The following is a 26107-nucleotide window of genomic DNA, read 5'->3' on the forward strand; positions in this document are numbered from 1 at the left end:
AGGTCCCTCGCTGCGCTCGGGATGACAGCTTTGTCGTGCTCCGCGGGGAAGTCGCCATGAAGCTCGTCGTCGAGCGCTTCACGCACAACGCGCTGGCGCTGCTGGCCGTCACGACGGTCCTGTTCTTCATGTTCCGGCTGATGCCGGGCACGCCGCTCGCCGCCTTCATCAACGAGAACCTGAACGCCGACCAGCAGCAGGCGATGCTCGAGCAGTTCGGCCTCGACCGGCCGATGTGGCAGCAATACTTCATCTATCTCGGCAACCTGCTGCAGGGCGAGATGGGCCTGTCGTTCTTCCAGCGCCGCCCGGTCACCGAGATCCTGCTCGAGGTCCTGCCCAACTCGGTGATCCTGACCCTCACCTCGCTGATCGTCGCCTACATCGTGGGCGTGCTGGCCGGCGCCTGGCTCGCCTGGAAGCGCGGCAGCTGGATCGAGCGGGTCGCGGTCCCGGCCGTGCTGGCGACGCGCGCCGCGCCCGAGTTCTGGATCGGCATGGTGCTGCTCGCCCTGCTGTCGTTCAATGCCGGCTGGTTCCCGTCGGGCGGCGCGAGCAGTCCTGGCCTCGACTACGACAACGAGTGGCAGCGCATCGCCTCGCTCGACTATCTCCACCATCTCGCCCTGCCGGTGCTGACCCTGGCGCTCTACCTGCAGGGACTGCCGTTGCTGCTGATGCGTTCCAACATGCTCGAGGTGATGCACGAGGAGTTCGTCACCATGGCGCGCATGAAGGGGCTCAGCGAGTGGCGGGTCGTCATCGGCCACGCCGCGCGCAACGCGCTCCTGCCGGTCGTCACCGCCTTTGCGCTGGGCGTCGGCCTGTCGATGGGCGGCAACGTGGTGATCGAGACGGTGTTCAGCTGGCCCGGCATCGGCCGCCTGCTGGTCCAGGCCGTGACGGTCCACGACTATCCGCTGGCCCAGGGCGCCTTCCTGATGATCGCCCTGGTGCTGGCGCTGATGAACTTCGTCGCCGACCTGCTCTACATGGTCCTCGACCCGCGGGTGAGCCATGGCCGAGCGGGCTGAGCCGCTGCCCGCGCGGGCGGGCTGGCCGATGCTGGCCGCGGTGCGGCGGCTCGCGGCGATGCCGCTGCGCGATCCCTTCGCCTTCGCCGGCGTCCTGATCTACGGGCTGTTCGTCGTGGTGGCGCTGTTCGCCGACCAGATCGCGCCGGTCGATCCGCTCGAGATCCTCTTCACCGAGGCCGGCAAGCTGGCCGCCAACGTGGCGCCCTCGGCCGACTTCCCGCTCGGCACCACCAATCTCGGCCGCGATATCTATTCCCAGCTCGTCCATGGCACGCGGAGCGCGCTGGCCGTCGGCCTGTCGGCCGCGGTCATCGTCGCCACCGTCGGCACCGTGGTCGGGCTGGTGGCGGGCTATTTCGGCGGCACGGTCGACGCCGTGCTGATGCGTATCGCCGACATGGCGCTCAGCCTGCCCTTCCTGCCCTTTGTCATCGTCATGACCGGCTTCCTGGGCGCCAGCACGTCCAACATCGTGATGGCGGTGGCGCTGCTCCTGTGGCCGAACTCGGCGCGCGTCATCCGCAGCCAGGTCCTGACCTTGCGCGAGCGCGCCTATGTCGAGGCCGCGCGAGTCACCGGCGCCAGCCCTTGGCGCATCCTGTTCGTGCACATCGCGCCCAACATCCTGCCGCTCAGCTTCGTCTATGCCGCCATCGCCATCGGCTGGGCGATCATCACCGAGGCGAGCGTGAGCTTCCTGGGCTTCGGCGATCCCGACAGCGTGTCGTGGGGCATGATGCTGCAGGATGCCTTCGCCTCGCAGGCCCTGTCGCGCGGCCAGTACGCCTGGTTCGTGCCGCCCGGCCTCTGCATCATCCTGGTGGTCGTCGCCGGCTTCTTCATCAGCCGCGGCTACGAGGAGGTCTTCATGCCGCGGCTGCGCGGACGGTGAACCGGCGATGATGCTCGAGGTCGACGACCTGCAGATCCACTACGGCACGCGCGACGGCGCGGCGCGGGCGGTCGACGGCGCCTCCTTCGTGGTGCCCGAGGGCCGCATCGTCGGCCTCGTGGGCGAATCGGGCTGCGGCAAGACCACGACGGTCCGCGCCATCATGGGCGTGCTGTCGGAGAACGGCCGGCAGGCCGGCGGCCGCGTCGTCTTCAAGGGCCAGGTGATGGACGAGGCGACGACCCGGCGGCTGCGCTGGCGCGACATCGCCTACGTGCCGCAGAGCGCCATGAACTCGCTCGACCCCGTCTACACGGTGGGTGCCCAGCTCACCGAGGTGCTGACCCGGCGCGGCGGCCTCTCGCGCGCCGCCGCCCGCGCCCGCTCGGCCGAGCTGTTCGACCTGGTGGGGCTGAGCGAACGTCGGCTGGGCGACTATCCGCACCAGTTCTCCGGCGGCATGCGCCAGCGCGCCGCCATCGCCATGGCGCTGGCGCTCGAGCCCAGCCTGCTGCTGGCCGACGAGCCGGTGACGGCGCTCGACGTCATCGTGCAGCGGCAGATCCTCGACGTGCTGCGCTCGCTCCAGCAGCGGCTCGGCATCTCCATGGTGCTGGTCACCCACGATATCAGCGTGGTCGCCTATCTCTGCGACGACGTCGTGGTCATGTACGCCGGGCAGGTGGTCGAGAGCGGCCCCGTGCGCGAGGTCCTGGCGCGGCCGCGTCATCCCTACACGATGGGCCTGCGCAACGCCTTTCCCGACCTGCTGGCCGACGCCATGGAGCTGGTGCCGATCGGCGGCAGCCCGCCCGACCTGCGCGAGCCGCTCAGCGGCTGCCGCTTCGTGCCGCGCTGCCCCTTCGCCCAGCCGGCCTGCAGCCTCGACCTTCCTCCCGCCGCCGGCGAGGGCCATCGTTCGGCCTGCCGGCGCGACGGCGAGGCCGATTCGCTTCGCATAGCCGCATTGGATCCCAGGACATGGCAGCGCTCGTCGAGCTTCGCGATGTCGTGAAGCACTTCCCCGTGACGCGCACGCTGGGCGATATCGCCCGCGGCGCGCGGCCGGTCGTGCGCGCGCTCGACGGCGTCAGCTTCGACGTCGGCGACGGCGCCGCCGTGGCGGTGGTGGGCGAATCGGGCTGCGGCAAGACCACGCTCGGCCGCCTGATGCTGAAGCTCGTCGAGCCGACGGCGGGGTCGATCGCCTTCGACGGCGCGCCGGTGGCGGGGCTGGCGGGGGCGGGGCTGCGCCGCTTCCGCCGCCAGGCCCAGCTCGTGTTCCAGAATCCGTTCGAGGCGCTCAACCCGCGCTTCACGATCTACCGCGCCGTCATCGAGCCGCTGATCAACGCCGGCATCGATCGCGCCGAGCATGCCGACCGCGCCGCCTCGGCCTTCCGCCGCGTCCACCTGGCCGACTTCGACCGCTACTTCGACCGCTACCCGCACCAGCTGAGCGGCGGCCAGCTCCAGCGCGTGGTGATGGCGCGCGCGCTCGTTCTCGAGCCGCGTTTCCTGGTGGCCGACGAGCCGGTGTCGATGCTCGACGTCAGCGTGCGCGCCGGCATCCTGGCGCTGCTGCGCGAGGTGCGCGAGACGATGGGGCTGACCGCCGTCTACATCTCGCACGACCTCGCGCTGGTCCGGTATCTCTGCGAGCGCACCCTGGTCATGTATCTCGGCCGCGTCGTCGAGGATGCGCCGACCGACGAGATCGTGCGGCGGCCGCGCCATCCCTACACCAAGGCGCTGGTCGCCGCCGTGCCGGTGCCCGATGCCGACCAGTCGCGCGCGCCGCTGCCCATCACCGGCAACGTGCCCGACGCCCGAGACCCGCCGAGCGGCTGCTCCTTCCGCGACCGCTGCCCGCGCGCCGAGGCGCGCTGTGCCGCCGAGTTGCCGCCGCTGCGGCCGCTGGCCGACGGCCACCGTGTGGCCTGCCACTTCGCCTGAGGGTCGCTCTGCCCGAACGGACGGGATCAGGCGCGGGCGCGCACCTTTTCGTCGGGCAGCACACCCATCTCGCGCAGCACCGCGCGCAGGGCGGGGCGCTGCGCCTCGGGCAGCGGCAGGCGCGGGGCGCGCGGCGGGCCCATCGGCATGCCCATCATCTCGAAGCAGGCCTTGGTGCCCGAGACGTAGCGCGGGCCGCCGACCCACCAGAGGAGCGGCGTCATCTTCTTGTAGAGCGCCAACCCGGCATCCATGTCGCGCTTGTCGGCCACCAGCTCGAACAGCTCGGCCGACCAGCGCGGGATCACGTTGGAGCAGACCGCGACCCAGCCCTCGGCGCCCAGCCAGAACGATTCGTAGCCCAGCACGCCCGCGAACACCGTCATCCTGTCGCCGGCGAGCCGGATGATGTCGCGCACGCGGGTCGGATCGAGGGTCGATTCCTTGACGTAGAGGCAGTTCGGGATCTCGGCGATGCGCGCGATCAGCTCCGGCATCATGTCGACATTGGCGGTCGCCGGGTTGTTGTAGACCATGATCGGCAGCGAGATCGCGTCGGCCACCGTCTTGTAGTGCGCGTAGAGCTCGTCGTCGGTCGGCACGCTGTAGAAGGGCGGGATGATCATCACGCCGTCGGCGCCCATCGACTCGGCCTCGCGGCTGGTGCGCACCACCTCGTCGGTCCATTCCGCCCCGGTGCCGATCAGCACGGGCACGCGGCCGGCCGCCTGGCCGACCACGATCTCGACGATCTGGCGGCGCTCGTCGGGCGTCACGCTCAGGAACTCGCCGGTGCTGCCGAGCGGGATCAGCCCGTGGATGCCCTCGTCGATCTGGAAGTCGACCAGCCGCCGTAGCGCCGCCTCGTCGACCTTGCGTCCGTCGGCGGTGAAGGGGGTGATCAGGACGGTGTAGGTGCCGCGAAACTTCTTCATGTCGTACCTCTGGCGTCCATTGTAGACGTTTTGCCATGCGCCTGAAGCATCCCGACCTGCGGCCCGCCGGCGCGTCCGTGACGATGACCTTCGACGGGCGGGAGATCGAGGCGCTGGAGGGCGAGACGGTGGGCGCCGCCCTGGCCGCCGCCGGCATCGTCGCGGTCCGCCGGACCCGCTCCGGCGACCCGCGCGGCCCCTTCTGCGGCATGGGCGTCTGCTACGACTGCCTGGTCACGATCGACGGCCGGCCGAGCCAGCGCGCCTGCCTGACCAGGGCGACGGCCGGCATGGATATCCGTTCCGATCCGACGGCCACGGCACCCGTTCCGCTGCCCGTGCCGCCGCCCGCCGCGCCGGCCGCGGACGTCGCCTGCGACGTGCTGGTGGTGGGGGCGGGGCCAGCCGGCCTGTCGGCGGCGCGGGCACTGGCGCTCGCCGGCGCCGACGTGGTCGTGCTCGACGAGCGGCTGCATGCCGGCGGGCAGTTCTTCAAGCCGCTGGCGCCCTCGCACGCTGCCGATCCGGCGACCCTCGACCGCCAGTTCCGCGACGGCGCCGTGCTGGTCGAGGCGACACGGCGTGCCGGCGCCCGCCTCGAGGCCGGCGCCCTGGTCTGGTCGGCCTTCTCGCCGCACGAGGTGGCCGCCCTGGTCGGCGGACGCTCGATCCTCTACCGGCCGCGCCGCCTGGTGCTGGCCACCGGCGCCTACGAGCAGGCGCCGATGCTGCCCGGCTGGACGCTGCCGGGCGTCATGACCGTGGGCGGGCTGCAGACGCTGGCGCGCTCCTACCGTGTCGCGCCGGGGCAGCGCATCGTGATCGCCGGCAACGGACCGCTCTGCCTGCAGACGGCCGTCGAGCTGATCGACGGCGGCGCCGAAGTCGTGGCCGTGCTCGAGGCGGCGCCGCGCCCCGGCCCGGCGCGCGGTTGGGCACTGGCGCGGTCGGCACTCGCTGCGCCCGGCCTCGTGGCCCAAGGCCTCTCGCTCGCCGCCCGGCTCGGCCCGCGGCTGCACTGGGGCATCGTGGCGACGCGCCTCCTGGGCGAGGACCGGGTGACGGGCGTCGAGGCCGGCGGCCGCGTCTTCGAGGCCGACATCGTGGCGCTGAACCACGGCTTTTCCGCCTCCTCGGAGCTGGCGCGATCGCTGGGCTGCGCCCATCGCTTCGTGGCGCGCGGCAGCGGCTCGATGGAGACGCTGACCGACGCCGACGGCCGCACCAGCCTGGAAGCCGTGTTCGCGATCGGCGACGGGGCACGCTTCGGCGGCGCCCAGGCGGCGCTGGCGCGCGGCGCGCTGGCCGCCGCCGCCATCGCCGGCGACCTCGGGCTGAAGGCGGCGGTGCCGGCCCGGTCGCTCGCCGAGGCACGCCGCGCCGCTGCCCGCGCCGAGCGCTTCCAGGCGGCGCTGTGGGCGCTGTTCGCGGCGCCTGCCTTCGATCCGGCGGCGCTCGACGACGAAACGATCGTCTGCCGCTGCGAGGAGGTGACGGCGGGCACGCTGCGCGGCCTGATTGCCGCCGGCCACGACTCGCCCGCGGCGCTGAAGCGCGCCTCCCGCGTCGGCATGGGCCGCTGCCAGGGCCGCTACTGCGCGCCGGTGGTGGCGCGGCTCACGACGCCGGCAGTCGACGAGTACGGCCTGTTCGCGCCGCGCCCGCCGGCCAAGCCGGTGCCGATCGCCGCCCTCACGGTCGAGCGGCCGGAATGGACGGGCCACAAGGACTTCGTGCCGCCCGACATGGCCCATCCGCGCGAGGTCGCGCCGCTGCCGGCGGAGACGGTCGACGTGCTGGTGATCGGCGGCGGCGTCGCCGGCTCCTGCCTCGCCTACTGGCTGGCCGCGGAGGGCATCGACGTGATGGTCGTCGAGCGCGACGAGGTGAACCTGCAGGCCTCGGGGGCCAATGCCGGCTCGCTGCACGTCCAGCTCCTCGCCTTCGACTTCTCGCTCGACGGGCCGGCCGACAACCGCGCCGCCGACACGCTGGCGCTCGGCCCGGCGTCGGTGGCGCTGTGGCAGTCCATCCAGGAGGAGACCGGCGAGGACCTCGAGATGAAGGTCTGCGGCGGCCTGATGCTGGCCGAAAACGAGCGCGACATCGAATTCCTCAAGGGCAAGATCGCGCTGGAGAAGAGCCGCGGCGTCGCGGCCGAGCTGATCGGCGGCAACGAGCTGCGCGCGCTGGAGCCCTGCATCGGCGAGGTGGCGATCGCCGCCGAATGGTGCCCGGGCGAGGGCAAGATCAATCCGCTCAAGGGCACCAACGCCGTGGTGGCGCGGGCGCGGGCGCGCGGCGCGCGCTTCCGGCGCGGTAGCAGCGTGCAGGCGATCGAGCGCGACGGCGCCGCCTGGACGGTCGCGACCAGCCGCGGCCCGATCCGCGCCGGCCGCATCGTCAACGCCGCCGGGCCATGGGCCGCCGAGGTGGCGCGCCTGGTCGGCGTCGAGATCCCGGTGCGCGGCGCGCCGCTGCAGATGGTGGTGACCGAGCCCACAGCGCCCACCCTGTCGCGGCTGGTGGCCTACGCCCATCGCCATCTCACGCTGAAGCAGATGGGGTCGGGCGCCTTCATGATCGGCGGCGGCTGGACCGCCGGCCTCGACGAGCAGCAGCGCCTGTCGCGCGCCCTGCGGCCGAGCGTCGAGGGCAATCTCTGGATCGCCAGCCGCGCCGTGCCGGCGCTGGCCCAGCTCCATGCCGTGCGCATCTGGGCCGGCATGAACGTCAACATCGACCGCGCCCCCATCCTGGGCGAGGTGCCGGGCGTGCCGGGCTTCTACAACTGCGTCAGCTCCAACGGCTACACGCTGGCGCCCGTCCTTTCACGGTTGACCGCGGAGATGCTGGCCGGCCGGTCGCCCAGCCTGCCGGTCGAGCCGTATTCGGTCCGTCGGTTCGGCTGAACCCGCACCCTGTCATCCCGAGCGCAGCGAGGGACCTTTCCGGGATGCCGCCGCCGCCCTCAATTGAAGATCGACGGGTCGATCAGCGGCTTGCCGCGCGGCTGGGCGGGGAGGGGAGGGGGCGGTCGCAGCGCTGGAAGAGGCCGCGGCCGGCCGAGCCGCTCATGCGGCCTTCCTCCATGACGACCTCGCCGCGCGACAGGGTCATCACCGGGTAGCCGGTGAGCTCGCGCCCCTCGTAGGGCGTGTAGTCGCAATTGTGGTGGAGGATCGTGTTGGTCAGGCTCACCTTGCGCTCCGAATCTGGCAGCAGCCCGATTTCCTTCCACAGTCTGACGCCATGCTGGTACGATGATGGCGACTGAGCCGTTATGCTGAAGGTGGAGCATCGTGGCGAACCAGAACGACCTTCAGGTCGCTGCGAATGGCAAGGATCACTGGAACACGTGGGTCAACGCGCACCCCGGCTACAACGCCGACTTTTCGGGGCATGTGTTCACCTCGATGGCCGACTTCGCAGGCTTCAACTTTCCGGGAAAGGCGAACTTTCAAAACTGTACCTTCACGGCAGACGTGACGTTTAAGGAAGCAAGAATCTGGGGAGAAGCAGACTTCTCTGGCGCGACCTTTCAGGCGTATGCCGCCCTAGACCGCATCCAATTTCGAGACGACGCCAATTTCCAGCGTGCTCACTTCAAGCAGTACCTCTATCTGGTCCACTCGGAGTTCTACCGCTGGGCCACATTCAGGGAAGCAATGTTCAATGGAACACTTGAGCTAACGGGTTCGACGTTTCACGGTGAGACTGACTTCACTCAGGCAACGTTCGACGATGCGATCTTCAAAGCTGTTCAATTTAAGAGCGCGCTTACGACGTTCGCATTGACCATCTTCAAGAAGGTGCCCGACTTTCGGAATTGCAGGTTCGACACGCCGCCCATCCTGTACGGCATGGATGTCGGTGACGATCCGACAAGCAAGCAGGCAGCAGATGCACAGGATGCAGACAAATTTCGTCGCCTCAAGGTGCTGGCGTCCGATGCCAAAGATTTTCAGAGCGAACTAAACTTTTTTGCGGATGAGCTTCGGGCGAAGAGAGGTCACGAGACGAAGAAGCGCTCTGCAATACTGCTGAACAAGACCTACGAGTGCGTCTCTAACTTCGGACAGAGCATTGCGCGGCCGTTCTGGTGGTTGTTGGGCATGATTGCCGTCTCCGGTTTCATAAGAGTGGGCGCCTGTTTGCCATCATCGATATCATCGGTGGATGCGGCAGTGTCCCACTTCATGATGTCACTTGCTGATACGGCTCTACTTGTCGGTTCCGAAAAATGGGAGCTTAGGGCTGCGGCTCTAAAACTTGCGGTGTGCAACAGGCACTTCGGCTTGCTAGAGCACGTCGGCGCGCTGCTTCAGAGTCTCACGGGACTGATCCTTTTGTTCCTGATCGTGCTTGGCCTGAGAAACAGATTCCGAATTGGCGGCGGCAACTAGTGTCAGCCTTAGCGCGGTCCCGGATCAGATCAAGCGATGTCCGCAGTTGAGGCTATCAGCGACGCCGGGCGAGCAACGGAGACGGCTTCCGCTGCAGGGGCGTCGAATATCCCGGCCGGATCGGGCCGAACAGCCAGGATGGATTGTGGATGCCGAACTTCATGGCGGCCTTCTCCTCCCGTGAGATGGAGGAAGTTAGCTGAAGATCGACGGGTCGATCAGCGGCTTGCCGCGCGGCTGGGCGGGGAGGGGGCGGTCGCAGCGCTGGAAGAGGCCGCGGCCGGCCGAGCCGCTCATGCGACCTTCCTCCATGACGACCTCGCCGCGCGACAGGGTCATCACCGGGTAGCCGGTGAGCTCGCGCCCCTCGTAGGGCGTGTAGTCGCAATTGTGGTGGAGGATCGTGTTGGTGAGGCTGACGCGGCGCTCGGGATCCCACAGCACGATGTCGGCGTCGGCGCCGACGGCAATCGTGCCCTTGCGCGGATGCAGGCCGTAGATCTTGGCCGCGTTGGTGGAGGAGAGCGCCACGAACTGCTGCAGGGTAATGCGACCCTTGTTGACGCCCTCGGAGAAGAGCAGCGGCAGGCGCGTCTCGACGCCCGGCACGCCGTTGGGAATCTTGCGGAAGCTCTTGTCGGCGCCGGGCAGCTTCTTGCCGCGCACATCGTCGTACTTGAAGGCCGCATGGTCCGACGACAGGACCTGGAAGGTGCCGGCCGACAGGCCGGTCCAGATGTGCTCCTGGTTGTCGGTGCCGCGCGGCGGCGGCGAGCAGACGCACTTGGCGCCCTCGTCGCCCGGCCTGTCGAAATCCTCCTCGCTCAGGAACAGGTACTGCGGGCAGGTCTCGCCGTAGACCTTGAGGCCGCGCGCCTGGGCGCGCTGGATCTCGTGCATCGCCTCCTTGGCCGACACGTGGACCAGCAGCATCGGCACGTCGAGCAGCTCGGCCAGCGAGATCGCCCGATGGGTCGCCTCGCGCTCGACGACGAAGGGCCGCGAAGTCGCGTGGAACTTGGCCGCCGTCAGGCCCTTCAGCTCCAGCCGCTCGGTCAGCCAGCCGATGCAGTCGGAATTCTCGGCATGGATCATCAGCATGGCCTGCTCGCGGCGGGCAGCGGCCAGCGCGTCGAGCATCTGCCGGTCGGTCAGCTTGATGTCGTCGTAGGTCATGTAGACCTTGAACGAGGTGTAGCCCTCGGCGACCAGCGCCGGGAAATCCTGCCCCATGATCTTCTCGCTGGGGTCCGACAGGATGACGTGGAAGGCATAGTCGATCAGCGACTTGCCGTCGGCCCGCTGGTGGTAGCGGTTGACCACGTCGCGCAGCGGCTGGCCGCGGCCCTGGTAGGCGAAGGGGATGATCGTCGTGGTGCCGCCGGCCGCCGCCGAGCGGCTGCCGCTCTCGAAATCGTCGCAGAACACCGAGCCGTCGGCCGTGTCCTGGTCGAAATGGACATGGGCGTCGATGCCGCCCGGCACGGCGACCAGCCCGGTGGCGTCGATCTCCTTGGTGCCCTTGTCCAGCCGCTCGCCCAGCGCCACGACCCGGCCCTTGGTGATGCCGATGTCGCCCTTCACGACGTCCGAGGCCGTGGCGATGGTCGTGTTGCGGATGACGAGGTCGTACTCGGCCATGTCCAATCTCCCTTGGCCCGAAGGCTGCAAGTCCCGTGCCGTCCGTCCTGCCTAGACCGGGCCCGCTCCCCGGTCCACACTCGCCGCAAGGAATAGGGAGCCGTCATGAAGCGCTGGATCAAACCGCTGGCCGTCCTGCTGTCGGCGGGCGTGCTGGCCGCGACCGCCGTCGCGCAGGCCCCGGTCAAGCCGGCGATCATCTACAGCACCGGCGGCAAGTTCGATAAGTCGTTCAACGAAGGCGTCAGCATGGGCGCTGCCCGGTTCACCAGGGAGACGGGCATCGCCGTCGCCGAGTTCGAGCCGAGCAACGAGACCCAGTTCGAGCAGGCCCAGCGCCGCTTCGCCCAGCGCGGCCAGGACCCGATCATCGCCGTCGGCTTCTCCCAGGCCGTGCCGCTCGAGAAGGTCGCCAGGGAATTCCCCAAGGTCCATTTCACGATCATCGACAGCGTCGTGAACCTGCCCAACGTCCAGTCGGTGGTGTTCAAGGAGCAGGAAGGCTCCTTCCTGGTCGGCGTGCTGGCGGCGATGGCGTCCAGGACCGGCAAGGTCGGCTTCGTCGGCGGCATGGACATCCCGCTGGTCCGCCGCTTCCTGTGCGGCTTCGAGCAGGGCGTGAAGTACGCCGATCCCAAGGCCGAGGTGATCGCCAACATGACCGGCACGACGCCGGCGGCGTGGAACGATCCCGGCCGCGGCGCCGAGCTGGCCAAGGGCCAGTTCGATCGCGGCGTCGACGTCGTCTATGCCGCCGCCGGCTCGACCGGCCTCGGCGTGCTGCAGGCGGCCAAGGACCGCGGCAAGCTCGGCATCGGCGTCGATTCCAACCAGAACCATCTCCACCCCGGCACCATGCTGACCTCGATGCTGAAGCGGGTCGACCTCGCCGCCTACAACAGCTTCAAGGCGGCCCAGGCCGGCACCTGGAAGGGCGGCACGCTGGTGCTCGGCCTCAAGGAGGGCGGCGTCGACTGGGCGCTCGACAAGGACAACGAGAAGCTGATCACGCCGGAGATGAAGGCCAAGGTCGAGGCCGCCAAGGCCGACATCGTGTCGGGCAAGATCTCCGTGCACGACTACATGAGCAACAATTCCTGCAAGTGACGCCGCTTCCGTGGCGCCGGCGATCGAGCTGATCGGAATCGACAAGTCGTTCGGCGCCGTCCACGCCGTGCGCGGCGTCTCGATTTCCGTCGAGGGCGGCACCATCACCGGCATCGTGGGCGAGAACGGTGCCGGCAAGTCGACGCTGATGAGCGTCCTCTACGGCCTCTACGACGCCGATGCCGGCGAGATCCGCATCGACGGCCGGCCGGTGCGCATCACCGGCCCGAACGACGCCATCGCGCAGGGCATCGGCATGGTCCACCAGCACTTCATGCTGGTCGAGACCTTCACCGTCCTGGAGAACGTCGTGCTGGGGGCCGAGGGCGGCGCGCTGCTGGGTGCGGGCCTCGCCCGGGCGCGCGCCGAGCTCGAGCGGCTGGCGCGCGACTACGGCCTCGCCGTCGATCCCGATGCCCGCGTCGCCGACCTGTCGGTGGGCGAGCAGCAGCGGGTCGAGATCCTGAAGGTCCTCTATCGCGGCGCCCGCATCCTGATCCTCGACGAGCCCAGCGCGGTGCTGACGCCGCAGGAGACCGACCGGCTCTTCCGCATCCTGCGCACCTTGCGCGAGCGTGGCGTCACCATCGTGCTGATCACCCACAAGCTGCGCGAGATCATGGCCGCGACCGACCGGGTGTTCGTCATGCGCCAGGGCGCCATCGTGGCCGTCCGGCTCACCGCCGAAACCGATCCCGACGAGCTGGCCGAGCTCATGGTCGGCCGCAAGGTCCGGCTGCGGCTCGACAAGGCGCCCGCGCGGCCCGGCGCGGTGCTGGTCGAGGCCGAGGGCCTGTCGCTGGTCGACCGCCGCGGCGTGCGCCTGCTCGACGATGTCGACCTGCAGGTCCGGGCCGGCGAGATCGTCGGCATCGCCGGCGTCTCGGGCAACGGCCAGACCGAGCTGCTTCAGGTCCTGTCGGGCATCCGCCGCCCGACCGGGGGCCGCGCGACCCTGTGCGGCCGCACGATCGACGCCCGCCATCCCTGCGATCCGGCCGAGATGCGCGCGCTCGGCGTGGCCCACGTGCCGGAGGACCGCCAGCGCCAGGGCATGGTGGCGGCCTTCCCGGCGCGCGAGACGGCGATCCTGGGCTACCAGTTCCAGCCGCCGTTCTCGCATCATCACCTGATGGACGGGCCGGCCGTCGGCCGCCACTGCGCCGCGCTGATGGAGCGCTTCGACGTGCGGCCGCGCGCCCCCGGCCTTCGCTCGGCGAGCTTCTCCGGCGGCAACCAGCAGAAGCTGGTGCTGGCCCGCGAGATGGCGCCGACGCCGCGCGTGCTGCTGGTCGGCCAGCCGACCCGCGGCGTCGACATCGGCGCCATCGAGTTCATCCATCGCGAGCTGCTGGCCTGCCGCGACCGGGGCTGCGCCGTGCTGGTCGTCTCGGCCGAGCTCGACGAGATCCTGGCGCTGGCCGACCGCGTGATCGTGATGTTCGCCGGCCGCATCGCCGGCGAGATGCCGGTCGCCCGCGCCGACGAGCGCACGCTCGGCCTGATGATGGCCGGCGCGCATGCCGAGGGAGCGACGGCGTGATCCTGGCGCGGCGGCCGCTGCCCGCCTGGGCGGAGATCGTGGTGCTCCCGGCGGTCAACATCGCGCTCGCCTTCGTGACGGTCGCCGTGATCGTGCGCGTGATCGGCGCCGATCCGGGACACGCGCTGCGCCTGCTGGTGCTGGGCGCGGTCGGCTCCTCCGAATCGATCGGCTACACGCTCTACTACACGACCAATTTCGTCTTCACCGGCCTCGCGGTGGCGGTGGCCTTCCATGCCGGCCTGTTCAACATCGGCGGCGAGGGCCAGGCCTATCTCGGCGGGCTGGGCTGCGGGTTGGCGATCCTCGCCTTCGACGGCGTCCTGCCGGCGCCGGTGATGATCCCGGTCGGCATCCTGGCGGCGGCGCTGTTCGGCGCCGCCTGGGCGGCCGTGCCGGCCTGGCTGCAGGCCTGGCGCGGCAGCCACATCGTCATCACCACCATCATGTTCAACTTCCTGGCGGCCGCGCTGATGGTCTACCTTATGGTGAACGTGCTGATCGCGCCCGGCTCGATGACGCCGCAGAGCCGCACCTTCGCCGCCTCGGCCTCGATCCCGTCGATGCAGGACGCGCTGGCGGCGATCGGCATCGCCGTCGCGCCCTCGGCGCTCAACCTGTCGATCGTGCTGGCGGTGCTGTGCTGCCTCGGCGTCTGGGTGTTCCTGTGGCACACGCCCTGGGGCTACTCGCTGCGCACCATGGGCCACAATCCCGAAGCCGCCGTCTATGCCGGCACCAACCTGCGCCACATGACGATGCTGGCCATGTGCCTGTCCGGCGCGCTGGCCGGCTTCGTCGGCGTCAACGAGCTGATGGGCGTGCACCATCGCCTGGTGCTCGACTTCCCGGCCGGCTACGGCTTCGCCGGCATCGCCGTGGCCCTGATGGGTCGCAGCCATCCGCTGGGCATCCTGCTGGCGGCGCTGCTGTTCGGCGCCCTGCAGCAGGGCGGCACCGAGCTCTCGTTCGAGATCCCGGCGATCACCCGCGAGATGGTCGTGGTGATCCAGGGCCTGGTCATCCTGTTCTCCGGCGCCCTGGTGAACATGCCGCGTCCGTGGCTGCAGCGCCTGTTCGCCCTCGTGGGCCGGGGGGAGGGGCCTACGAAGCGGCCGGAGGGCGCATGACCGACCTCCTGCTCTTCGTCCTGCTCACGCTCGCCGCCACGCTCCGGGTGGCGACGCCGCTGATCCTGTGCGCCATGGGCGGGCTGTTCTCGGAGAAGGCCGGCATCATCGACGTCGGCCTGGAGGGCAAGATGCTGGTGGCGGCCTTCTTCGGCGCCGCCGCGGCCTCGGTCGCGGGCTCGGCCTGGGCGGGAGTCGGCGCGGCGATCCTCGCCGCCGAGGCCTTCGCCCTGCTGCACGGCTTCGCCTGCATCACCCATCGCGGCAACCAGGTGGTGAGCGGCGTCGCTCTCAACATCGTGGCCGCGGGCCTCACCGTCGTGCTGGGCAATGCCTGGTTCGGCCGCGGTGGCCAGACGCCGCCCCTGGTCGGCGAGCAGCGGCTGCGGCCGCTGCTGCTGCCCGACGCCGGCGACAATATCCTGGTCTATGCCGCGCTGGCCTCGGTGCCGCTCACCTGGTGGCTGATCGCGCGCACCCGCTTCGGCCTGCGCCTGCGGGCGGTCGGCGAGATGCCGCTCGCCGTCGACACGGCCGGCGTCTCCGTGCCCGGCCTGCGCTACCGCGCCGTGCTGCTGTGCGGCCTGTTCGCGGGCCTCGCCGGCGCCTATCTCTCGATCGCCCAGAGCGCCGGCTTCAGCCGCGACATGACGGCGGGCCAGGGCTTCATCGCGCTCGCCGCCATCATCTTCGGCAAGTGGCGGCCGTTGCCGGCCTTCGGCGCCTGCCTGCTGTTCGGCCTGCTCGACGCCGTCGCCATCCGCCTGCAGGGCGTGCGCATCCCCGGCCTCGGCGAGGTGCCGGTGCAGCTCATCCAGGCCTTGCCCTATCTTCTCACCGTCTTCCTTCTGGCGGGGTTCATCGGCCGCGCCGTCGCCCCGCGCGCCGCCGGCATCCCCTACCAGAAGGAACATTAGAGCGTTGGAGACATCGATGGACGACCTGCTGCACCTCGCGCAACGCATGATGCTGCGCGCCCACGCGCCCTATTCGAAGTTCCATGTCGGCGCCGCGGTGCGGGCGGAGGACGGCTCGGTCCACGGCGGCTGCAACGTCGAGAACGCGGCCTATCCCGAGGGGACCTGCGCCGAGGCGGGCGCCATCGCCGCCCTGGTCGCCGCCGGGCACAGGCGCGTCCTCGAATGCCTCGTCGTCGGGCCGGGGCCCGAGGTCATCACGCCCTGCGGCGGCTGCCGCCAGAAGCTGCGCGAGTTCGCCGCCGACGACCTGCCCGTCCATCTCTGCGGACCCGACGGGCTGCACCGCACCGTGACCCTGGGTCAGCTCCTGCCCATGTCCTTCGGGCCGCACCACCTGGAGAAGCCGTGAGCGCCGCCGAGGAGATCGCCCGGCGCGCGCCCGGCTTCCGGCCCCGGGTCGCGCTGGTCCTGGGCTCGGGCCTGGGCTCGTTCGCCGAGGAGGTCGCGAGCGTCGCCGTCATTCCCTATGCCGAACTGCCGGGCTTCCCGCAGCCCACCGTCGGCGGCCATGCCGGACGGCTGGTGCTGGGCCATGTCGGGCCGACGCCCGTCGCCGTGCTGCAGGGCCGCGCCCACTACTACGAGCGCGGCCGCGCCGACGAGATGGCCGGCGCCATCGACACGCTGGCGGCGCTCGGCTGCGAGACGCTGCTGCAGACCAACGCCGCCGGCAGCCTGCGGCTCGACATGCCGCCGGGCTCGGTGATGGCGCTCAGCGACCACATCAACTTCACCGGCGTGAACCCGCTGTTCGGCCGGACCGGCAACAGCCGCTTCGTCGACATGGTCGATGCCTACGATCCGGCGCTGCGCCGCCGCCTGCTCGACGTCGCGCACCGCGCCAATCTCCGCTGCCACGAGGGCGTCTACATCTTCTTCAGCGGCCCGAGCTTCGAGACGCCGGCCGAGATCGCCGCGGCGCGCGTGCTGGGCGCCGACGCCGTCGGCATGTCGACCGCGCCCGAGACCATCCTGGCCCGTCACGCCGGGCTCCGGGTGGCGGCGCTGTCGGTGGTGACCAACTATGCCGCCGGCCTGGTGCCGGGCGCGCTGGGCCACGACCACACGATCGCCGTCGCCAGCGCCGCCTCGGGCGACGTGCGACGCCTGCTGCGGGCGTTCCTCGAAGGCTACGAGGCGGCCTGAGCCGGCGGCGGTGCCTTCTTCGGCACCCACAGGTCCGCCGTCGGCGCGATCTCGATCAGGTCGCTCGGGAAGGTCCGCTTCTGGAAGGCCACGATGTCGTCGAACGATCCGTGCAGCCACTCGTCGAACTCGTGGGCGTGGAGCAGGACGGGCATCCGGTCGTGCAGGGGCCGGATCGCGTCGTTGGCGTCGGTCATGACCCCGGAATAGACCGGCCCCCACTCGTCGCTGGTGCGCCACAGGCCGCCCCACGCCGCGACCGGCTGGTCCCTGATGGCGATCCACGTCCGGGTCCTGGCGCCCTTGGGGCCTTCGGGTTCGGCGAAGCGAGTCAGCGGGATCAGGCAACGCGATCGCGGCGTTTCGGCCAGGCGCTTCCAGGTGAACTTCGTGACGTCGGCGATGTTGTTCACGGGCCTGGGCTTCGAGCCGGGCTTCATGGTCGCGAAGCGCATCGGGAAGCCCCAGACCATCGACTGCAGCACGCGCTCGCCGCCCTCCGCGTCGCGCACAACGAGGCCCGGACCGCCGGGCAGGATGTCGTCCGGCAGGTTCGGCTCGACCGGCGGCATGCGCGCCCGGAAGACCTTCGCCACCTCGTCCCTGCTCTTTCGCACCGTGTAGAGATTGCACATGTCGTTCCCCGAGAGCGGCAATCCTGTCGCGGGACGGTCTCGAAGCAAAGCGCCTTGAGGGAAGAGGGGGGCCCCCGACCGGCCGGTGGGAGGCTCCCCCGATCCGGCGCTTGATTGTTCGCCATGCGTTCTATATACGGGAGTTATTGATCTGATCCCCGGTTATGAGGCATGGTCATGACCCCCTGCGGTCCCGGCGACATCGATACCGACGACGTTGCGCTCGAAATCGACGCGCTGGAAGACGATGCGCTCGACGAGGATGCCCTCGACGCCCACCCCCTGGTGCGAATCGTGCGCTCCGATCCCGAGTCGGAATTCTACGATCCGCGCTACGCCCGGCCGGTCGGCGCGCCACCGACGGCCGGCTGGGGCGAGATCGACACCGCTGTGCTGGACGAGGCGCGCGCGCCCGTCCCTGCGTTTCCCCTCGACGTGCTGCCCACGTTCTGGCGCGACTGGGTCGAGGCCACGGCGCGGGCGGTCGGCGCGCCTGTCGACTACGTGGCGCAGTCGTTGCTGGCGGCCGTGGCCGCCCTATGCGGCGGCGGAGCGGTTGTGCGCGTCGGGCCGCGCTGGTCCGAGCCGCTGGTGCTCTGGCAGGCGATGGTCGGGCCGCCGTCGAGCGCCAAGTCGCCGGCCATGGCGCCGCTGCGCGAGCTGCTGGCGACCCTCGACGCCGAGAAGACCGGAGAGGAGGAGGAGCCGCGCCGGGCGGTCGTGAGCGACGCGTCGCTCGCCGCCGTTGCCGAGGCGGTGGCCGCCAACCCGCGCGGCGTCATCGTCTGGCGCGACGACTTGCCGGAGGGGCTGATGCGGCCGGCGGACACGGCCCGCCGACAATGGCTTCAGGGCTGGGCGGCGGGTCCCGTCGCGTTCGGCCGGGGCGAGGGAGCGGGACTTCGAAGCATCGACCGTTTCGCGGTGAGCCTGTTGCTGGCCATGGTGCCGGACCGGGTATCGGAGCTGTTCGCCGCCGGCGAGGAGCTGGCCGGCCGCTTCCTCTATGCCTGGCCGCCGCTGCCCGAGCATTCTCCCCTGGCCGACGCCAGGCCGGCCCCGGACGCCGAGGCGCTGGCGGCGCTGCGGCGGATCGCGCGCAAGGCGCGCCCGCCGTCGATCCCGCTCGAGCTCATCGTCGATGGGCGCGGCCTCGGCGCGCTGGACGACTTCCTGGGCGCGCTGCAGCGCGAGCTGCGCGAGGCCGAAGGGCTCGACATGGCCTGGCTGGGCAAGGGCCGCGGCACGGCGGTGCGCCTGGCCGGCATCCTGCAGATGCTGGCATGGTCGGAGAGCGGCGCCCCCGGAGCCCCGGGCCATCTGGGCAGCGAGGAAATCGAGCGCGGTGTGCGCCTGTGGTCCGGCTACTTCCGCCCGCACGCGCTGGCCCTGTTCCATCGCAGCGCGCCCAGCGACGGCGATCGTCGCGCCCGCCGCGTGGTGCGCTGGTTGCGGGATCGCGGCGTGACCGAGTTCTCGCGCGAGCAGGTCCGGCTCGAAGCCTTGAACCGCAGCGTCAACGCGGCGGCGACGGACGGCGTGCTTGCCCGCCTGCAGGCCGCCGGCCTCGTGGAGCGCGTGTCCTACGCCACACCCAGCCGCGGCCGGCCCCCCAATCGCTGGTTGGTCAATCCGCGGCTGGCCACAAGGCCCTCTGTCGGAAATGCCGGAAATGCCGGAAAATCGCCGGCCTGACCGCGAGTTCACGGTGCCGCTCGCTTCCGACCTCGCCCGCTCGCGTCGATCGACTTGAGGCGACTGGCACGAGTGGGCTTGAAGGCTGCGGTACTCGCTGCGGAGCGGTGGCCGCCAATCGCTGCCCCCGCTATCCTCGATGCGATGCTGCCCCAGGAGATCATCCGTCGCAAAAGGGACGGTCATGAACTGTCGGCCGGCGAGATCGCCGCCATCGCCCGGGGCATCCACGACGGCAGCCTGAGCGAGGGCCAGGTCGCGGCCTTCGCCATGGCGGTGTTCTTCCGCGGCATGACCACGGCCGAGCGCGTCGCCTTCACGGTCGGCCTGACCCATTCCGGCCGGACGCTGGAATGGCAGAGCCTCGCCCTGCCGGGCCCGGTGATCGACAAGCATTCGAGCGGCGGCGTCGGCGACAAGGTGAGCCTGATGCTGGCGCCGCTGGCCGCCGCCTGCGGGCTCTTCGTGCCGATGATCTCGGGCCGCGGGCTCGGCCATACCGGCGGCACCCTGGACAAGCTGCAGGCGATCTCCGGCTACGAGACCCAGCCCGACATCGAGACCTTCCGCCGGGTCGTGCGCGAGGTCGGCTGCGCCGTCATCGGCCAGACCGACGACCTCGCCCCGGCCGACCGGCGGCTCTACGCCACGCGCGATGTCACGGCGACGGTGGAATCCATCCCGCTGATCGTGAGCTCCATCCTGTCCAAGAAGATCGCCGCCGGCCTCGGCGGTCTGGTGATGGACGTGAAATGCGGCTCGGGCGCCTTCTGCGACACCGAGGCGATGGCGCGCGAGCTGGCCGAGGGGCTGGTCGCGGTCGCCAACCAGGCCGGCCTGCCGACCGTGGCGCTGATCACCGACATGGACCAGGTGCTGGGCCACACGGTCGGCAACGCGCTCGAGGTCGCCGAGGCGGTGGCCTACCTGAAGGGCGAGGGGCCGCGCGAACCGCGCCTGCACGAGGTCGTGCTGTCGCTGGCCGGCGAGATGATCGCGCTGGGCGGGCTGGCGCCCAGCGCCGCCGCCGGCCGCGCCCGCGCCCAGGCGGCGCTCGACGACGGGCGGGCGGCCGCCGTGTTCGGCCGCATGGTGTCGGCGCTCGGCGGTCCCGACGACTTCCTCGAGCACAGTGCGCGCTATCTCGGACGGGCGCCGGTCGAGCGTCCCTGTCCGGCAGTCAGGGCCGGCTGGGTGGCCGGGATGAACGCCCGCGAGGTCGGCATCGCCGTGGTGGCGCTGGGCGGCGGCCGCGCCCATGCCGACGACGCGATCGACCCGGCGGTGGGCCTGAGCGGTTTCGTCGAGGTCGGCGCCCGGGTGGAGGCCGGCACGCCGCTCTGCCTCGTCCATGCCGCGGACGAAGCCGCGGCCGCCGCCGCGATCGCCGCCGTGCAGGCGACCGTCCGCATCGAGGACCGGCCGCCTTCCGCCCGGCCGGTGGTCATGCAGCGGATCGACCGGTGAGCGCCGTCGACCTCGACGCCTGGCGGCGCGACGGCTTCCTGGTGCTGGAGGATTTCGTGGCCGCTGCCGACTGCGATGCGCTGCAGGCGCGCGTGGCCGAGCTGGTGGCCGGCTGCGATCCGGGGCTGGCGCGCACGGTCTTCTCGACCCGCGACCAGGGCCATGCGCGCGAGGCCTATTTCCGCGAGTCGGGCGGGGCGATCCGCTTCTTCTTCGAGGAGGCGGCGACCGACCGGCCGCCGGCAGAGGCGCTGAACAAGATCGGCCATGCCCTGCACGACCTCGATCCCGTGTTCGACCGCGTCTCCCGCCAGCCGCGCTTCGCGGCGCTGGCCTGCCAGCTCGGCCTCGAGCGGCCGCTGCTGCTGCAGTCGATGTACCTCTTCAAGCAGGCGCGGATCGGTGGCGAGGTCGGCTGGCACCAGGACGCCGCCTTCCTGCACACCAGGCCTTCGACCGTGGTCGGCTTCTGGATGGCATTGGACGATGCCGACCGCGACAATGGCTGCCTGCTGGCCCTGCCCGGCGGCCACAGCGGGCCCCTGCGGCAGCGCTTCCGCCGCCAGGGAGAGTCCATGGTCACCGACACGCTCGACGCGACCCCGTGGCCGGCCGTCGAGCCGGTGGCGCTGGAGGCGCGGCGGGGCACGCTGGTCGTCCTGCACGGGCTCCTGCCGCATGCCAGCGCGCCGAACCGCTCGGCCCGGCCGCGCCACGCCTATGCCTTGCACCTGATCGACGGAACCGCCGAGTATGGCGCCGACAACTGGCTGCAACGGCCGGACCTGCCACTGCGAGGATTTGCGTGATTCCCAAGGCCGAGCTGCATTGCCACCTGGAAGGCTCCATCCCGCCGGCGCTGGCGCACACGCTGGCGGCGCGCAACGGCCTCGCCATGCCGCCCGGGCTGATGAGCGAGGGCGGCCACTATGTCTGGAACGATTTCCTGAGCTTCCTGAAGGCCTACGACCTCGTCTGCACGACGCTGCGCACGCCGCGCGACTTCGGCGACGTGATCTATAGCTACCTGGCCGGCGCGGCGCGGCAGGGCGCGGTCTATGTCGAGATGTTCTGCTCGCCGGAGCGGCCGGCGGCGCTCGGCCTGTCGTACGGACAGTGGCTCGAGGCGCTGGAGGAGGGGATCGAGCGCGCCCGCCGCGAGTTCGGCATCGAGGGCCGGATCATCGTGATCTGCATCCGCCATCTCGGGCCCGAACGGGCGCTCAGGATGGTGCAGAAGATGGTCGCCGAGCCGCACCGCTACGTCGTGGGCTTCGGGATGGGCGGCGACGAGGCCAAGTTCGCGCCGGCCGATTTCGCGCCGGCCTACCGGCTGGCCCACGAGCACGGCTACGGCTGCACCGTCCATGCCGGCGAGGTGGTCGGGCCGGAGAGCGTCTGGGCGGCGATCCGCGACCTGCCGGTCACCCGGATCGGCCACGGCGTGCGCTCGGCCGACGATCCGCGGCTGATGGAGGAGCTGGCGCGGCGCGGCACCGTGCTGGAGGTCTGCCCCGGCAGCAACGTGGCGCTCGGCCTCTATCCCGACCGGGCCTCCCATCCGCTGCACCGGTTGATCGCCGCGGGCGTCCGCGTCACGCTCAATTCCGACGACCCGCCGTTCTTCAACACCAGCCTGGGCGAGGAGTACGACAAGGCCGGGCTCGGCGAAGCGGAGCTGCGGGGCATCGCGCGCACGGCCATCGAGGCGTCCTTCGCCGACGAGGCGACCCGGCGCCGGCTACTGGGGGAGATCGGACAATGATCGGTCGGAAGGTTCTGGCCCTGGCGGCGGCGCTGGCCGCCGTCTCGACGGCGACGGCGCAGGCCCAGGAAGTGCCGCCCAACGACATGCTGCTGGCGACGCTGTGGACCCAGCGCTCGGTCGAGTACCGCGCCAATGCGCTCACCGTGTTCTCGCTGGCCCGGATCCGCCTGGACGAGGCGCTGGCCGACAGGAGCTGGACGGCGGCGCCCAACGAGCAGAAGGGCAGCTTCGGCGACCTGCCGCCCGCCGTGGTGCTCGATGTCGACGAGACCCTGCTCGACAACTCGCTCTACCAGGCCTGGATGCTGAAGGCCGACCAGACGTTCAGCACCAGGACGTGGAACCAGTTCTGCGCCGACCAGGTGTCGCGGGCGGTCCCGGGCGCCGTCGAGTTCGCCAAGTATGCCGATTCCAGGGGCGTCAAGCTCTTCTACATCACCAACCGCGACGCCTCGACCGAGAAGGATACCCGCCTCAACATGGAGAAGCTGGGCTTCCCCATGGGCGGCAACGTCGACACGTTCCTGATGCAGAACGAGCAGAAGGACTGGGGCAGCGCCAAGAGCACGCGGCGCGCCGTGGTGACGAAGGACTACCGCGTGCTGCTGAACATCGGCGACAATTTCGGCGACTTCGACGACCGCTACCGCTCGAGCGAGGCCGACCGGGCCAAGGCGTTCGATGCCGACCTCGGCTACTGGGGCAAGCAGTGGCTGATGCTGCCCAACCCGACCTACGGCTCGTTCGACACGGCGACCTACGGCCACGACTTCAAGAAGCCGCGCGGCGAGCAGCGCAAGGCCAAGTGGGACGCGATCGAGACCTGGGTCGGCCCGAAACAGTAGCGGGGAAGGTCGCGCCTCAGACCGTGACGTCGAGGTCGACGAAGGCGCCGTCGGCGAACTGCAGCGGGCCCACCTGCCACTGCACGACGGTGCCGTCCTCCTTGCGGCCCTCGACCACGATCACGTAGTCGCGGCCGGGATCGACCGTGTGCCCGCCGTAGCGCGGCAGCCGGCCGCTGTCGGGAACGAACCACGAGAAGAAGTTGCGGACCGAGCGGCCCTTGATGACGCCCAGCAGCAGCGGCCGCGTGCCGGCGGGCGCCCCGGCCGCCGGCGGCGGACCGGCATAGACGTAGAGGTCGCCGACCGCCTCGCCCTTCAGGGCGCGGACGGAGATGTAGGCCTTGCCGGCGGGCGGCTTGGGCGGTCCCGCCGTCGCCGGCGTGCGGACCTGGCGGAAGCCCAGCGCGACCAGCATGCTGTTCACGCCGGAGCTGCCGCCCGCGATGATCATGGCGGTCAGGACCATGCCGGGCGTGCTGGCCGCATAGGCCTTGCCGGTGACGGCGTTGACCAGCGCGGTCACGATGTCGAGGTCGAAGTAGCGCACGAACAGGAAGGCGACGACGAAGGCGATCAGCGGCCGGACGGCGCGCGGCACCAGGTTCTCGACGAACGGCTTCCAGTTGAACAGCAGCGCCAGCGCCGATTCCAGCAGCACCGCCAGCACGAACAGCAGGAAGATCGCCTTGAAGGAGGCCTCGTAGACCTCGCCGAAGGCATTGTCCGCCGGCGCCTGGGCCATCGCGGCGGCGGGCATCAGGAGAAGGGGCAGCAGGGTAAGGGACAGGAGCCCGGTCATCCGCCGCCGGCGCGGCACCGGCGGCTCTCGCCGCAGCAACCCGTGTGTCATCTCGGCCCCCGTGCGCTGTCGTCGGGCTCTCCCCGAGCCGTCCGGGAAATCTTGCGGGCGCAGCCGAAGGTTGTCCACCGGGCCACGCGATGGCCCCCGGCGCACGGCTCAGATCGCCGCTTCGGTCCGGGCGTCGAACAGGTGCAGCCGGTTGGGGTTGACGGCGAGCTTCAGCCGCTCGTGCACCCGGGTGCGCAATGTCGGGTCGACCGAGGCCACGAAGGTGCTGCTGCCGACCCGCGTGTCGAGCAGGATCTCCGAGCCGAGCTGCTCGACCACCTCGACCTCGACCTCGAAGCAGAGCTCGTCGGGGTCGCCGGGACCCGCGACATGCAGGTCCTCGGGCCGGATGCCGAAGGTCGCGCGATCGCCGTCGCGGCCGTTGGCGCGCCGCGCCACCGGCTCGGGCAGGCCGATGCGCAGGCCCGGCGCCTCCGCCCACAGCCGGCCGTTGCCGCCCGACAGGGTGACGTCGGCGAAGTTCATCGCCGGCGAGCCGATGAAGCCCGCCACGAAGCGGTTGGCCGGGCTGTTGTAGAGCTCGAGCGGCTCGCCGACCTGCTGCACGACGCCGTCCTTCATCACGACGACGCGGTCGCCGAGCGTCATCGCCTCGACCTGGTCGTGGGTGACGTAGATCGCCGTCGTGCCCAGCCGCTCGTGCAGCTTCTTCAGCTCGACGCGCATCTGCACCCTGAGCTTGGCGTCGAGGTTGCTGAGCGGCTCGTCGAACAGGAACACCTTGGGGTCGCGCACGATGGCGCGGCCGAGCGCGACGCGCTGGCGCTGGCCACCCGACAGCTGCCGCGGCTTGCGATGCAGCAGGTCGCCGATGCCGAGGATCTCCGCGGCGCGCTTGATGCGCTTCTCGATCTCCGGCTTGTCGAACTTCCGCATCTTCAGCCCGAACGCCATGTTGCTGGCGACGCTCATGTGCGGATAGAGCGCGTAGTTCTGGAACACCATGGCGATGTCCCGGTCCATCGGCGGGACCTCGTTGACCACCGTCTCGCCGATCAGGATCTCGCCCGACGTGATCGCCTCGAGCCCGGCGATCATGCGCAGCGTCGTGGTCTTGCCGCAGCCCGAGGGACCGACGAAGACCACGAACTCCTTGTCGCGGATGTGCAGGTCGACGTCGCGGACCACGTGGTTGGCGTCGAACTTCTTGTTGAGCTTGCGGACGATGACCTCGGCCATGACCCTACCCCTTGACCGAGCCGGTGAGGCCCGACACGTAGTGTTCGACGAAGAACGAGTAGACGATCGCCACCGGGATCGAGCCCAGCAGCGCGCCGGCCATCAGCGGTCCCCAGAAGAAGACGTCGCCGCGGATCAGCTCGGAGGTCACGCCGACCGGCACGGTCTTCTGGTCGGGCGACGACAGGAAGACCAGGGCGTAGATGAACTCGTTCCACGACAGGGTGAAGGCGATGATGCCGGACGACAGGATGCCCGGCACCGCCACCGGGATGATGATGTAGATCATCGCCTTCAGCCGCGAGGCGCCGTCGATGCGGGCGCATTCCTCGAGCTCCTTGGGGATGGCCTTGAAGTAGCCCATCATCAGCCAGGTGCAGAACGGGATCAGGAAGGTCGGATAGGTCAGGATCAGCGACCACGGCGTGTCGCCGAGCCTGAAGTTGCGGATGATCTCGGCCAGCGGGATGAACAGCAGCGTCTGCGGCACCAGATAGGTGATGAAGATCATGGTGCCGAGCCCGCCGGCCCACGGGAAGTTGAGGCGGGCGAGCGCGTAGCCCGCCAGCACGCCGCAGAACAGCGAGATGATCGTGGAGGCGATGGCGATGAACATCGTGTTCAGCATCCAGCGCCCGAAGTTGGTCTCCTCGAACAGGTACTCGATGTGCTCGAAGGTCGGATGGTTCGTCCAGAACGGCATGTAGTTGACCGCGTTCCACGGCCGGTAGAGCTCGCCGTCGGGCCGGAAGGTCGTGATGATCATCCAGTAGAACGGGAACAGCAGGACGAAGACGAACAGGATCAGCGGGATGTTGTAGAACACCCAGCGCCGCCAGGACGCACCCTCGATCATCGGCGGATCCCTCCC

At 70.4% G+C, this 26107-nt stretch carries 24 protein-coding genes; 17 read left to right on the forward strand and 7 right to left on the reverse strand.

What is annotated here, in order from left to right:
• Positions 1-56 precede the first annotated feature (56 nt).
• From ACO073_RS07825 to ACO073_RS07840, 4 genes are read left to right on the forward strand one after another with little or no spacing between them, the layout of a single operon-like run.
• On the forward strand, positions 57-1034 hold the full coding sequence (locus ACO073_RS07825) for an ABC transporter permease (RefSeq protein ID WP_421996599.1): 978 nt from the start codon (positions 57-59) through the stop codon (positions 1032-1034).
• Positions 1018-1929 carry an ABC transporter permease gene (locus ACO073_RS07830; protein WP_421996600.1) on the forward strand — a complete coding sequence of 304 codons (912 nt, stop codon included), beginning with the start codon at positions 1018-1020 and terminating at the stop codon, positions 1927-1929. The genes ACO073_RS07825 and ACO073_RS07830 overlap by 17 nt, the downstream gene beginning before the upstream one ends.
• A gap of 7 nt (positions 1930-1936) precedes the next feature.
• Positions 1937-2944 (forward strand): ABC transporter ATP-binding protein, encoded by a 1008-nt coding sequence (locus ACO073_RS07835; protein ID WP_421996601.1) that lies wholly within the window; start codon positions 1937-1939, stop codon positions 2942-2944.
• The gene (locus ACO073_RS07840) at positions 2911-3885 is read left to right on the forward strand and encodes an ABC transporter ATP-binding protein (RefSeq protein WP_421996602.1); all 975 of its coding nucleotides are present in this window, start codon (positions 2911-2913) and stop codon (positions 3883-3885) included. Before ACO073_RS07835 ends, ACO073_RS07840 begins: the two co-directional genes overlap by 34 nt.
• 26 nt (positions 3886-3911) lie before the next feature.
• Here the strand turns inward: ACO073_RS07840 and ACO073_RS07845 are convergent, their stop codons facing one another.
• Positions 3912-4820, reverse strand: a complete 909-nt coding sequence (locus ACO073_RS07845; RefSeq protein WP_421996603.1) for a dihydrodipicolinate synthase family protein — start codon at positions 4818-4820, stop codon at positions 3912-3914.
• 35 nt (positions 4821-4855) lie between these two features.
• Between ACO073_RS07845 and ACO073_RS07850 the strand changes: the two genes are divergently transcribed.
• A complete protein-coding gene (locus tag ACO073_RS07850; protein WP_421996604.1) occupies positions 4856-7732 on the forward strand; it encodes an FAD-dependent oxidoreductase in 2877 nt (958 codons plus the stop codon).
• Between the two features lie 82 nt (positions 7733-7814).
• On the opposite strand, the gene ACO073_RS07855 is transcribed toward ACO073_RS07850, so the two are convergent.
• Positions 7815-8021, reverse strand: a complete 207-nt coding sequence (locus ACO073_RS07855) for a hypothetical protein (RefSeq protein WP_421996605.1) — start codon at positions 8019-8021, stop codon at positions 7815-7817.
• Positions 8022-8122: 101 nt separating this feature from the next.
• On the opposite strand from ACO073_RS07855, the gene ACO073_RS07860 reads away from it, so the two are divergent.
• Positions 8123-9226 carry a pentapeptide repeat-containing protein gene (locus ACO073_RS07860; RefSeq protein ID WP_421996606.1) on the forward strand — a complete coding sequence of 368 codons (1104 nt, stop codon included), beginning with the start codon at positions 8123-8125 and terminating at the stop codon, positions 9224-9226.
• A gap of 195 nt (positions 9227-9421) precedes the next feature.
• Here ACO073_RS07860 and hydA read toward each other — a convergent pair whose 3' ends face one another.
• Positions 9422-10867: a dihydropyrimidinase gene (hydA, locus tag ACO073_RS07865; protein ID WP_421996607.1), complete on the reverse strand. Its 1446-nt coding sequence runs from the start codon at positions 10865-10867 to the stop codon at positions 9422-9424.
• A 105-nt stretch (positions 10868-10972) separates the two neighbouring features.
• Between hydA and ACO073_RS07870 the strand changes: the two genes are divergently transcribed.
• The 6 genes from ACO073_RS07870 to ACO073_RS07895 are packed head-to-tail and all read left to right on the forward strand — an operon-like array spanning position 10973 to position 16773.
• A complete protein-coding gene (locus ACO073_RS07870; protein ID WP_421996608.1) occupies positions 10973-11974 on the forward strand; it encodes a BMP family lipoprotein in 1002 nt (333 codons plus the stop codon).
• A 10-nt stretch (positions 11975-11984) separates the two neighbouring features.
• Positions 11985-13517, forward strand: coding sequence for an ABC transporter ATP-binding protein (locus ACO073_RS07875; RefSeq protein ID WP_421996609.1), 1533 nt, complete (start codon positions 11985-11987; stop codon positions 13515-13517).
• The gene (locus tag ACO073_RS07880; protein WP_421996610.1) at positions 13514-14647 is read left to right on the forward strand and encodes an ABC transporter permease; all 1134 of its coding nucleotides are present in this window, start codon (positions 13514-13516) and stop codon (positions 14645-14647) included. Before ACO073_RS07875 ends, ACO073_RS07880 begins: the two co-directional genes overlap by 4 nt.
• Positions 14644-15564, forward strand: coding sequence for an ABC transporter permease (locus tag ACO073_RS07885; protein ID WP_421996611.1), 921 nt, complete (start codon positions 14644-14646; stop codon positions 15562-15564). Before ACO073_RS07880 ends, ACO073_RS07885 begins: the two co-directional genes overlap by 4 nt.
• 16 nt (positions 15565-15580) lie before the next feature.
• On the forward strand, positions 15581-15976 hold the full coding sequence (locus ACO073_RS07890; RefSeq protein ID WP_421996612.1) for a cytidine deaminase: 396 nt from the start codon (positions 15581-15583) through the stop codon (positions 15974-15976).
• Positions 15973-16773: a purine-nucleoside phosphorylase gene (locus ACO073_RS07895; RefSeq protein WP_421996613.1), complete on the forward strand. Its 801-nt coding sequence runs from the start codon at positions 15973-15975 to the stop codon at positions 16771-16773. Before ACO073_RS07890 ends, ACO073_RS07895 begins: the two co-directional genes overlap by 4 nt.
• Here ACO073_RS07895 and ACO073_RS07900 read toward each other — a convergent pair.
• A complete protein-coding gene (locus ACO073_RS07900) occupies positions 16758-17408 on the reverse strand; it encodes an SOS response-associated peptidase (RefSeq protein ID WP_421996614.1) in 651 nt (216 codons plus the stop codon). The genes ACO073_RS07895 and ACO073_RS07900 overlap by 16 nt on opposite strands.
• A gap of 177 nt (positions 17409-17585) precedes the next feature.
• On the opposite strand from ACO073_RS07900, the gene ACO073_RS07905 reads away from it, so the two are divergent.
• The 5 genes from ACO073_RS07905 to ACO073_RS07925 all read left to right on the forward strand — a co-directional run bounded on the left by ACO073_RS07905 (position 17586) and on the right by ACO073_RS07925 (position 23183).
• On the forward strand, positions 17586-19103 hold the full coding sequence (locus tag ACO073_RS07905; RefSeq protein WP_421996615.1) for a DUF3987 domain-containing protein: 1518 nt from the start codon (positions 17586-17588) through the stop codon (positions 19101-19103).
• A 144-nt stretch (positions 19104-19247) separates the two neighbouring features.
• A complete protein-coding gene (gene deoA, locus ACO073_RS07910; protein WP_421996616.1) occupies positions 19248-20570 on the forward strand; it encodes a thymidine phosphorylase in 1323 nt (440 codons plus the stop codon).
• Positions 20567-21379 carry a phytanoyl-CoA dioxygenase family protein gene (locus tag ACO073_RS07915; protein ID WP_421996617.1) on the forward strand — a complete coding sequence of 271 codons (813 nt, stop codon included), beginning with the start codon at positions 20567-20569 and terminating at the stop codon, positions 21377-21379. The genes deoA and ACO073_RS07915 overlap by 4 nt, the downstream gene beginning before the upstream one ends.
• The gene (add, locus tag ACO073_RS07920) at positions 21376-22335 is read left to right on the forward strand and encodes an adenosine deaminase (RefSeq protein ID WP_421996618.1); all 960 of its coding nucleotides are present in this window, start codon (positions 21376-21378) and stop codon (positions 22333-22335) included. The genes ACO073_RS07915 and add overlap by 4 nt, the downstream gene beginning before the upstream one ends.
• Positions 22332-23183: a 5'-nucleotidase, lipoprotein e(P4) family gene (locus ACO073_RS07925; RefSeq protein ID WP_421996619.1), complete on the forward strand. Its 852-nt coding sequence runs from the start codon at positions 22332-22334 to the stop codon at positions 23181-23183. The genes add and ACO073_RS07925 overlap by 4 nt, the downstream gene beginning before the upstream one ends.
• A 16-nt stretch (positions 23184-23199) precedes the next feature.
• On the opposite strand, the gene ACO073_RS07930 is transcribed toward ACO073_RS07925, so the two are convergent.
• From ACO073_RS07930 to ACO073_RS07940, 3 genes are all read right to left on the reverse strand, one after another.
• On the reverse strand, positions 23200-24036 hold the full coding sequence (locus ACO073_RS07930) for a hypothetical protein (RefSeq protein ID WP_421996620.1): 837 nt from the start codon (positions 24034-24036) through the stop codon (positions 23200-23202).
• A 108-nt stretch (positions 24037-24144) separates the two neighbouring features.
• Positions 24145-25236, reverse strand: coding sequence for an ABC transporter ATP-binding protein (locus tag ACO073_RS07935; RefSeq protein WP_421996621.1), 1092 nt, complete (start codon positions 25234-25236; stop codon positions 24145-24147).
• A 4-nt stretch (positions 25237-25240) separates the two neighbouring features.
• Positions 25241-26092 (reverse strand): carbohydrate ABC transporter permease, encoded by an 852-nt coding sequence (locus ACO073_RS07940; RefSeq protein ID WP_421996622.1) that lies wholly within the window; start codon positions 26090-26092, stop codon positions 25241-25243.
• Positions 26093-26107: the final 15 nt, after the last annotated feature.

The organism is Reyranella sp. (assembly GCF_965229815.1).
GTDB lineage: Bacteria > Pseudomonadota > Alphaproteobacteria > Reyranellales > Reyranellaceae > Reyranella.